Here is an 8,795-nt window from a genome sequence, read left to right on the forward strand (position 1 = left end):
GGGCCTCCGGCGGCCGCGCCTCACAGCAGCCCGGCCTCGTACTGCAGGCGCTCGACCAGCTCCTGCTGGTCGACCACGAGCCCGCGCGCGGTGAACCAGCTCGCGACGTTCTTCACGTCGCGGGCCAGGAAGTCGCCGCCGGCCGGGTTGGCGATCACGTCGACCACCTGCGGGAAGTCGATGACCACCAGCCGCCCGTCGTGCACCAGGATGTTGTAGGGCGACAGGTCGCCGTGCGCCACCTGCGCCCGGGCCAGCACGCTGAAGGCGTCGACCGCCTGGCGCCAGAGGTCCGCCAGCTCGTCCGGGTCCGGGCGCAGCTGCGCGAGCCGCGGCGCGGCCTCACCCGTCTCCCAGTCGCCGATGAACTCCAGCATCAACTCGGTGCCGATGATCTGCACCGGGTAGGGCACCGCGATCGTCCCGCCCTCGGCGGCCACCTGCCACAGGTGTGACAGCGCCCCGAACTCGGCCTGCGCCCACTGCCCGGCGATCATCTGCTTGCCGAAGCTGGTGCGGTTGGTCATGGCCCGCATCTCGCGCGAGCGCCGGACGCGCCGGCCCTCGAGATAGCCCGCGTCCCGGTGGAACAGCCGGTGATCGCCGTCCCGGTAGCGCTTCGCGGCCAGCATGCTGGTCCTGTCGGTGTCGGGCACGGCCCGCCGGACCAGGAAGACGTCCGCTTCCTTGCCGGTCTTGAGCATGCCCAGCTCGGTGTCCACCGCGCCGTACTCGGTGCGCACCCACTCGGGGCGCGGCTGCGGGCCGTGCAGGGCCCCGTCCCACGTGGACCAGCGGTCGCCGGTCGCGGGCAGGTCGGGCTCCTCGCTCAGCTGCGGCTCGAGCCGCCCCCGCGGGACGAAGTCGGGTTCGTCGTCGTCGAACTTGCGACGGCCGCGGCGCATGGTCGCCGGGCCGAGAGAATCGTGCTCTCGCACTGGAGGGTCTCCTCGGAGAAGAAGGAAGTCTGGTGAACCTGGGCAGGGGTCATCACAAAGACAGCCATGGGTTCACCCCCTTCATCCGGGACCTTCTCGGTCGTGCGGGAAGGACTCTGCCGCGCGCCGGGCGACCGCGCAACCTATTTATCGGGTACGCCGGTCGCGGTGTACAGCACCCGGCAAAGCTCGGCACCGTCCGGAGCTCGCCGTGCCCGCGCGTCCTTCCCGGTCGCGCAAGGCATTGGTTTACATCTATGTAAAGCATAGTGTGGGAGCGCTCCCGTGCGTCTATGGAAGGAGCTTCGCATGAGAAAGCTCTGGACCGCCCTGTGTGCCGCGGTCGTCGCCCTCGCTGTCGCCGTCGTGCTGCCGGCGGCGCCCGCCTCCGCCGCTGCGCTGACCGAGGTGACGAACTTCGGTGCCAACCCCACCGGCCTGCGCATGCACCTCTACGTGCCCGACCAGCGGCCCGCCGCGCCGGCCCTGCTCGTCGCCGTGCACTACTGCACCGGCTCGGGCCCGGCGTTCTACTCGGGTACGGAGTTCAAGTCGCTCGCCGACCAGTACGGCTTCATCGTCATCTACCCGTCGGCCACGCGCTCGGGCAACTGCTTCGACGTGTCCAGCCCCGGCGCCCTGACCCACAACAGCACCAGCGACCCGGCCGGCATCGTGTCCATGGTCCGGTACGTGCAGCAGCAGTACCGCACCGACGTCGACCGCACTTTCGTCACCGGCGCCTCGTCCGGCGGGATGATGACCAATGTGCTGCTCGGCGACTATCCCGACGTGTTCGCGGCCGGCTCGGCGTTCATGGGTGTGCCGTTCGGGTGCTTCGCGGCCTCGGCCGGCGATCCCACCAATCCCGCCAATCAGGCCGGCTGGAACAGCACCTGCTCGTCCGGGCAGCTCATCAAGACGCCGGCGGCGTGGGGCGACCTCGTCCGGGCCGCGTATCCGGGCTACACCGGCAGGCGGCCGCGGATGCAGGTGTTCCACGGCGCCACGGACACGACGCTCGCGTACCCGAACTTCGGGGAAGAGATCAAGCAGTGGACCAATGTGCTCGGTGTGAGCCAGACGCCAGTGGCCACGGACACGCCGCAGTCCGGCTGGACCCGCACCCGCTACGGCGCGAACACGGTCCAGGCGCCCGTCGAGGGCATCAGCGTCGCCAACGTGGGCCACTCGCTGCCGCTGAGCGGCATGGCCCGGATGGCGATCGCCTTCTTCGGCCTGGACACGACGACCCCGCCGACGGATCCGACGACCCCGCCACCGTCCGGCGCGTGCACCGCGACCGTGTCGCTCAACTCGTGGACCGGGGGCTATGTCGCCACCGTCCGCGTGACCGCCGGCGCGGCCGCGCTCAGCGGCTGGACGGTGAGCGTGACACTGCCGTCGGGCGGCGCCGTGACCAGCACCTGGAACGCCGGCGCGACGGGCAGCTCGGGGACCGTCAGCTTCCGCAACGTCACCTGGAACGGGCAGGTCGCGGCGGGCGGCAGCACCGAGTTCGGCTTCCAGGGCACGGGTGCCGGCCCCACCGCGGCCCCGGTCTGCCAGGCGGCCTGACGCGGCGGTGGCACGCTTGGGGGCATGGATTTCCGCTGGGCCTACAAGTCGGCCGTCGCCGTGTTCACCGATCTCGTCTACCGCGTGCCGGAGGAGCGGTGGGACGGTCCCGGGCTCGGGGAGTGGACGCTGCGGGAGCTGACCGGGCACGTGGTCGGGTCCGCCCTGCGGGAGGTGTCGTCGGCGCTGGGCGGGCCCGCGGCCACGGTCGACGTGGCATCGCCGGAGGGCTACTGGGCCTTCGCGAGGGCGGCGCCGGCCGACGTGGTGGCGGCCGTCCGGGCGGCGGCCACCGAGGACGCCCGCAAGACGGCGGCGGAGCTCGGGCCGGAGCCGGCGGCCGGCGTGGCCGAGTACGCGAGGGCGGCGGCCCAGTCGCTGTCGGCGGCCGGGGACGCCGATGTGGTGCTGACCGCGGTGGGCGGGATGCGGGTGCGGGAGTGGATCCCCACCCGCACGTTCGAGCTGGTCGTGCACGGGCTCGACGTCGCCGCGGCCGCCGGGGTCGAGGCGGAGTTCGCCGAGGAGGTGCTGGCCGTGGTCACCCTGCAGGCCGCCCGGGTGGCCGCGACCGGCAAGGACAAGACGCTCGTGCTGCGCGCCCTGACCGGCCGGGCCACGCTGCCGGCGGACTTCTCGGTGGTCTGAGATACGCCTCCGCCACGTCCCTGCGGCGACATGTCCAGCGAGGGCGGGCAATGTCTCACGTTGTTGCGAACGAGGAAACTCCGCACAGCGGATCTGCGCCGAATTTGCTTGTCGATCAGTCCGCCAGGTGGCGCAGGACCGCGATCACGGCCGCGGCGAGGCCGGCGGCGGGCACGATGCGACTTGCCGCGCCGATCCATTGGTCGAGAGCGGGAAAACGCGACGCGTCGGGATCGTCCTCTCCCCGGGCGACCGCGCTCGCTCGCCTGACGAAATCCGGTGATCCACCGTTGCGGGCGATCAGATCGACGAAGCCGGGAGAGATGGGGCCGCCGTCACGAATGTCTTGATCTCCGGTCATGGTTCACCTCCCTAGCGAAGTCTATATGTCCACCACGTCTGCGGTGGATCCCCCGCAAGCTCAATCATCCTGGCCACATCGCGCAAGATTTGTGCCATGGCGGGGTCGTTGGCTTGCGCCGATGTCAGCGGGGCGTCGATGGCGACGCACCCCATGCGTTTGCCGCTGCGGCCGCGCTGACAATAAATGGGGCTGGCCACAATCGTTCGGTAATCGGATGTCAATTGGAACTCGCCCCAGGTGAGACCGTATCTGTCCTTCGGATCCAGACTCTTCCATCGGGTCTTCCCCGCGGAGTTGTGGGTCCTGAAGAAGGTGTTCCAATTGACCGCCACGATGCGGTCGTCGTCCCACGAAACGCCGATCACCCCTTTGCCCGGCCGCCATACCGGCGCGGTCATCGAGGGTTTGGCTCCCAGGCGGATCCCGCCCACGTTGACGAGACGGCGAAAACGGGGAAGGCCGCGGATGAGAAAGGCGTGGACCCCGACCTCCTCCCAGGGAACGCCGAACTTGTTGACCACCTCGCACAGCCCCGCGCTGAGCGTGGCCCGGATGTTCTGCTCGTACTCGCGTACCGCCTTCGCCTGTAAGGAGGGCAATGCCGCGACGAGCAGATCGTGAACGGTCACATAGGCGACCACCGCAATGGCCGCCCATAAGGCCTTGTGATCCCAGAAATCTTTTCTTGGTAGATTCAATTGCGCGGATGTCAGCATCGCAGCGCCTGCGGCGAAAGCCAATGCGCGCGCCAGTCGTGACCATCGCACCGGGCAACAGTACACATGCCGACGGGCCGGCAAAAATCAGGAATCCCTCAATCGGGTGACCGTTGACAATGGTCCGGGTGACGTCCTGAACGGTGAAAGATCAAGAAATGCGAACGCCCCGCCGGGAAACGGCGGGGCGTCCACGGTACGGACTCAGCTGTTGAGCATCTTGCGCAGGACGTACTGCAGGATGCCGCCGTGGCGGTAGTAGTCCGCCTCGCCGGGGGTGTCGATGCGCACGTCCGCGTCGAACTCGACGCCCGTGTCGGTGCGGACCTTGACCGTCGACGGGATCTTGCCGTCGTTGAGCTCCGTCACGCCGGTGATCGTGAAGGTCTCGGTGCCGGTCAGGCCGAGCGACTCGGCGTTGGTCTTGGGCGGGAACTGCAGCGGCAGCACGCCCATGCCGATGAGGTTCGAGCGGTGGATGCGCTCGTAGGACTCGGCGATGACCGCGCGCACGCCGAGCAGCATCGTGCCCTTGGCGGCCCAGTCGCGGGAGGAGCCGGAGCCGTACTCCTTGCCGGCCAGGATGACCAGCGGGATGCCGGCCTCCTTGTACGCGACGGATGCGTCGTAGATCGTCGTCCGGTCGCCGGTCAGGTGGTTGACCGTGAAGCCGCCCTCGACGCCCGGCACCAGCTGGTTGCGGAGCCGGATGTTGGCGAACGTGCCGCGGATCATGACCTCGTGGTTGCCGCGCCGGGAGCCGTACGAGTTGAACTCGTGCCGCGGGACGCCGTGCTCGGCGAGGTACTTGCCGGCGGGGGAGTCGGGCTTGATCGAGCTGGCCGGCGAGATGTGGTCGGTGGTGACCGAGTCGCCGAGCTTCGCCAGCACCCGCGCGCCCGAGATGTCCGAGACGGCCGACGGCTCCGGCTGCATGCCCTCGAAGTACGGGGGCTTCCGCACGTACGTGGACTCGCCGTCCCACGCGAAGGTCGAGCCCTCCGGGGTCGGGAGCGACTGCCACTGCTCGTCGCCGGCGAAGACGTCGGCGTAGGCGGAGCTGAAGCCGCTCGCGCCGATCGCCGCGGCGATGGTGTCGTCGATCTCCTGGGCGCTGGGCCAGATGTCCGACAGGTACACCGGCTTGCCGTCCGAGCCCGTGCCGAGCGGCTCCGACGTGATGTCCAGGTCCATCGTGCCCGCGAGGGCGTACGCGACGACCAGCGGCGGCGACGCGAGGTAGTTCATCTTGATGTCGGGGTTGATCCGGCCCTCGAAGTTGCGGTTGCCGGAGAGCACCGACACGGCGGTGAGGTCGGCCTCGTTGACCGCCGCGGAGATCTCCTCGGGCAGCGGGCCGGAGTTGCCGATGCAGGTCGTGCAGCCGTAGCCGACCAGGTTGAAACCGAGCTTGTCCAGGTACGGCGTGAGGCCGGCCCGGTCGTAGTAGTCCATGACCACCTTGGAGCCCGGGGCGAGCGTGGTCTTGACCCACGGCTTGCGGGACAGGCCCTTCTCGACGGCGTTGCGGGCCAGCAGGGCCGCGCCGATCATGACCTGCGGGTTCGAGGTGTTCGTGCAGGACGTGATGGCCGCGATGCCGACGAAGCCGTGGTCGAGCTCGAACTCGGTGCCGTCGGCGAGCGTGACCCGGGTCGGCTTGGACGGCCGCCCGTCGGCGCCGTCGGCGGCGGAGAAGACGTGCGGCTTGTCGGCCTCGGACTCCCGGCCGTTGGCGATCGGGTCGGAGGCGGGGAAGGTCTCCTCGGCGGCCTCGTCGGCCGGACCCTCCTCCTGCACGTAGTTGGAGAGGGCGTCGCGGAACATCGGCTTGGCGGCGTTCAGCGGGACGCGGTCCTGCGGGCGCTTCGGGCCGGCGAGCGACGGGACGATCGTCGACAGGTCCAGCTCGAGCCGCTCCGAGTAGGACGGCTCGGCGGCCGGGTCGAGCCAGAGGCCCTGCCGCTTCGCGTACGCCTCGACCAGCGCGACCTGCTGCTCGGTGCGGCCAGTGAGCTTGAGGTACTTGATGGTCTCGTCGTCGATCGGGAAGATCGCGACCGTCGAGCCGTACTCCGGGCTCATGTTGCCGATGGTCGCGCGGTTGGCCAGCGGAACGGCGCTGACGCCGGGGCCGTAGAACTCGACGAACTTGCTGACCACGCCGTGCTCGCGGAGCATCTCGGTGATCGTGAGCACCAGGTCGGTGGCGGTGGTGCCGGCGGGCATCTCGCCGGAGAGCTTGAAGCCGACCACGCGCGGGATGAGCATGGAGACCGGCTGGCCCAGCATGGCGGCCTCGGCCTCGATGCCGCCGACGCCCCAGCCCAGCACGCCGAGGCCGTTGACCATCGTGGTGTGCGAGTCGGTGCCGACGACCGTGTCGGGGTAGGCCTGGCCGTTGCGCTCCATGATCGTGCGGGCCAGGTACTCGATGTTGACCTGGTGCACGATGCCCGTGCCGGGCGGGACGACCTTGAACTCGTTGAAGGCGGTCTGGCCCCAGCGCAGGAACTGGTAGCGCTCGCGGTTGCGCTGGTACTCCAGCTCGACGTTGCGGGCGAAGGCGTCCTCGCGGCCGAACAGGTCGGCGATGACCGAGTGGTCGATGACCAGCTCGGCGGGGGCGAGGGGGTTGACCTTCGTGGGGTCGCCGCCGAGGTCGCCGACCGCCTCGCGCATGGTGGCCAGGTCGACCACGCACGGCACGCCGGTGAAGTCCTGCATCAGCACCCGGGCGGGCGTGAACTGGATCTCCACGCTCGGGTCGGCGGTGGGGTCCCAGCCGCCGAGCGCGCGGATGTGGTCGGCGGTGATGTTCGCGCCGTCCTCCGTGCGCAGCAGGTTCTCCAGCAGGATCTTCAGGGAGTAGGGCAGGCGCTCATGGCCCTCCACCTTGTCGATCGTGAAAATCTCGTAGCTCGCGTCATCGACGCGCAGCTCGCTCTTCGCACCAAAGGTGTCCAGGCTGGCCACGTCATCTCCTTCACACCCAGCGACCGTGAGTAGTCCTCAGCAGTCTCGCGCACCGGTCGGCGCCGCGTAGCGGTTAGGCACACCTAACTCAACGTCGATGTGTTCGCCTAAACCGTACGTCCGTCTTGTTAAAACGCGCAAGTTTGACGCCATGATCACGGGGGTACGTCGTGTTCCGTGAAGTCACCCGTTGATCTGGACCACCTCACGGACTTCTTCGACCGGTACGGCTCGGCGCTCACGCGAGGCGACGTGTCCGCGATCGCGGGGTGCTACGCCCTGCCCGGGATGGTGGTCGCGGACTCGTACAGCTTCACCTTCACGTCCCCGGCGGCGGTCGCGTTGTCCTTCCTGGGCGCTGCTCCCGCGTACCAGGAGCAGCAGATCGTGGCGGCACACGCGCAACTTCGCGACGTGCGCCGGCTCAGCACGGCGCTGGCGATGGTCGACGTCGAGTGGGAGTACCTCGACAGCTTCGGCAACGCGGTCCCCGGCGAGAGCTTCAGCTATCTGCTGCGCTCCGACGCCGAGGGACCCCGCATCACCACGGTCATCGCGACTCGCTGACCACCTCCGACAGCAGGGCGCGCACGGAGATCGCGGGGCGGCCGAGCAGCTTCTCCAGGTCGGGCGCGGTGACGCCGAACTCGCCGCGGCGCGACGCCTGGAACATGCCCAGCGCGATGCGGGCGCGGAACTCGGGCACGCCGTTCGCGATCAGGCCGGCGGCGAACTCCTCGTCGCCGATGACGACGTGCCGGACCGGGCGGCCGGTGAGCTCGCTGAGGATCGCTGCCACGCCGGCCATGTCGACGGTCTGCGGGGCGGTCAGCGGCGGCGTCGGCCCCTCGAAGCGGCCGGGCTCGGTGAGCACGACGGCGGCCGCCTCGGCGAGGTCGTCGTGCGCGGTCCAGGACACGGGTCCGTCGGCCGGGGTGAGCAGCTCGCCGCTCTCCAGGCTCCGGCCCAGCTGCCACCGGATCGTCTCGGCATAGAAGCCGTTGCGCAGGGCCGTCCACGGCTGGCCCGTGGCGGCCAGGTGCTGCTCGGACGCGGCGTGCGCGTGCATCGGGGAGAAAACGGAATCGGCCCCGGCGCCCTGGTGGCTGGTGTAGACCACGCGCTCCGCGCTGGCGGCGACGGCCGCGTCGATCGCGGCACTGTTCGCGGCGACGGCCTCGGCGCCGGTCAGGTTCGCCGAGACGACGAGCACCTGCCGCGCGCCCTCGAAGGCGTGCGGGAGCGACGCCGGGTCGGTGAAGTCGCCGCGGCGCACCCGCACGCCACGGTCGGCGAGACCGGCGGCCTGCTCGGGGTCGCGGACGCTCACCGCGACCTGGTCGGCGGGAACGCGGGCGAGCAGTCGCTCGACGATGCGGGAGCCGAGCTTGCCGGTCGCTCCGGTAATGACGAACATATCGTGCCTCCTGGTATCGGTGGAACCGCGTCAACGTTAGCGCTGGAATCGCCGGTGTTGTCAAGGCGGTGTTATCGTTGGCACCATGACGGCGGGTCGGGAGAGCACGCGACTGCGGATCATCAACGTGGCTGCCCGGCTGCTCGCCGAGAGCGGGC

8 protein-coding genes are annotated in these 8,795 nt (G+C 69.8%); 3 read left to right on the top strand and 5 right to left on the bottom strand.

The annotated features are described in order from the left end of the window. Positions 1-20: 20 nt before the first annotated feature. Entirely contained in the window at positions 21-938 is a 918-nt protein-coding gene (locus RBH18_RS18400) for a serine protein kinase RIO (protein ID WP_372338937.1), read from the bottom strand. A 309-nt stretch (positions 939-1,247) separates the two neighbouring features. On the opposite strand from RBH18_RS18400, the gene RBH18_RS18405 reads away from it, so the two are divergent. Next, complete coding sequence (locus RBH18_RS18405; RefSeq protein ID WP_306209349.1) at positions 1,248-2,516, top strand: extracellular catalytic domain type 1 short-chain-length polyhydroxyalkanoate depolymerase; 1,269 nt, start codon at positions 1,248-1,250, stop codon at positions 2,514-2,516. 24 nt (positions 2,517-2,540) lie between these two features. Further along, the gene (locus tag RBH18_RS18410; protein ID WP_306209351.1) at positions 2,541-3,164 is read left to right on the top strand and encodes a maleylpyruvate isomerase N-terminal domain-containing protein; all 624 of its coding nucleotides are present in this window, start codon (positions 2,541-2,543) and stop codon (positions 3,162-3,164) included. A 115-nt stretch (positions 3,165-3,279) separates the two neighbouring features. Here the strand turns inward: RBH18_RS18410 and RBH18_RS18415 are convergent, their stop codons facing one another. The 3 genes from RBH18_RS18415 to acnA all read right to left on the bottom strand — a co-directional run bounded on the left by RBH18_RS18415 (position 3,280) and on the right by acnA (position 7,220). Beyond that, positions 3,280-3,525 carry a hypothetical protein gene (locus RBH18_RS18415; protein ID WP_306209353.1) on the bottom strand — a complete coding sequence of 82 codons (246 nt, stop codon included), beginning with the start codon at positions 3,523-3,525 and terminating at the stop codon, positions 3,280-3,282. Positions 3,526-3,536: 11 nt separating this feature from the next. Continuing rightward, positions 3,537-4,295, bottom strand: coding sequence for a hypothetical protein (locus RBH18_RS18420; protein WP_306209355.1), 759 nt, complete (start codon positions 4,293-4,295; stop codon positions 3,537-3,539). Positions 4,296-4,448: 153 nt separating this feature from the next. After that, positions 4,449-7,220, bottom strand: coding sequence for an aconitate hydratase AcnA (gene acnA / locus RBH18_RS18425; RefSeq protein ID WP_306209357.1), 2,772 nt, complete (start codon positions 7,218-7,220; stop codon positions 4,449-4,451). A 177-nt stretch (positions 7,221-7,397) separates the two neighbouring features. Between acnA and RBH18_RS18430 the strand changes: the two genes are divergently transcribed. Further along, a complete protein-coding gene (locus RBH18_RS18430; RefSeq protein ID WP_306209359.1) occupies positions 7,398-7,787 on the top strand; it encodes a hypothetical protein in 390 nt (129 codons plus the stop codon). Here RBH18_RS18430 and RBH18_RS18435 read toward each other — a convergent pair. Beyond that, on the bottom strand, positions 7,771-8,637 hold the full coding sequence (locus tag RBH18_RS18435; RefSeq protein WP_306209361.1) for an SDR family oxidoreductase: 867 nt from the start codon (positions 8,635-8,637) through the stop codon (positions 7,771-7,773). The two genes, RBH18_RS18430 and RBH18_RS18435, sit on opposite strands and share 17 nt — an antisense overlap. Between the last annotated feature and the right edge of the window lie 158 nt (positions 8,638-8,795).

The organism is Actinoplanes oryzae (assembly GCF_030757795.1).
Classification (GTDB): Bacteria; Actinomycetota; Actinomycetes; order Mycobacteriales; family Micromonosporaceae; genus Actinoplanes.